The 1,089-nt window shown below is 44.2% G+C and carries 1 protein-coding gene; it reads right to left on the reverse strand.

From position 1 onward, the window contains the following. Positions 1–1,089: elongation factor Tu (gene tuf / locus MKX14_RS18195; protein ID WP_057105407.1), on the reverse strand; the 1,089-nt coding region annotated here is incomplete at its 5' end.

A 1,089-nucleotide genomic window follows, 5' to 3' on the forward strand; every position in this document is an offset into this window, starting at 1 on the left:
TTATGCAGTTACTTTCGCAACAACACCAGCACCTACAGTACGACCACCTTCACGGATCGCAAAACGTAGACCTGGGTCCATTGCGATTGGGTGGATTAATTCTACTGACATTTCAACGTTGTCGCCTGGCATAACCATTTCAACGCCGTCTTGTAATTGGATTGCACCAGTTACGTCAGTTGTACGGAAGTAGAACTGTGGACGGTAACCATTTAAGAATGGAGTGTGACGACCACCTTCTTCTTTAGAAAGTACGTATACTTCTGCGTCGAATTTAGTGTGCGGCTTGATTGTACCTGGTTTAGCAAGTACTTGACCACGTTGTACGTCTTCACGCTTAGTACCACGAAGTAAGATACCACAGTTCTCACCTGCACGGCCTTCGTCAAGAAGTTTACGGAACATTTCTACGCCAGTTACAGTTGTTTTAACTGTATCTTTAATACCAACGATCTCTACTTCTTCACCAACTTTAACGATACCAGCTTCTACACGGCCTGTTACTACAGTACCACGACCAGAAATTGAGAATACGTCTTCGATTGGCATTAAGAATGCTTTGTCGATAGCACGTTCTGGTTCTGGGATGTAAGAGTCAAGCGCTTCAACAAGAGCAAGAACTGAAGACTCACCATATTGACCAGCATCGCCTTCCAACGCTTTAAGCGCAGAACCACGGATAACTGGAGTGTCATCACCTGGGAAGTCATAAGTAGAAAGAAGTTCACGAACTTCCATTTCTACTAATTCAAGTAATTCTTCATCATCAACAAGGTCACACTTGTTCAAGAATACGATGATGTAAGGTACACCAACCTGACGAGAAAGAAGGATGTGTTCACGAGTTTGTGGCATTGGACCATCAGTCGCAGCACACACAAGAATCGCGCCATCCATCTGAGCAGCACCAGTAATCATGTTTTTAACGTAATCGGCGTGGCCCGGGCAGTCAACATGCGCATAGTGACGAATTGGAGAATCGTATTCTACGTGTGAAGTATTAATTGTAATACCACGTGCTTTTTCTTCAGGTGCTGAGTCGATTTGTGAGTAATCTTTCGCTTCACCGCCGTAAGTTTTTGCACAAAT

The sequence above is a fragment of the Acinetobacter pittii genome, from assembly GCF_022449185.1.
Lineage (GTDB): Bacteria > Pseudomonadota > Gammaproteobacteria > Pseudomonadales > Moraxellaceae > Acinetobacter > Acinetobacter pittii_I.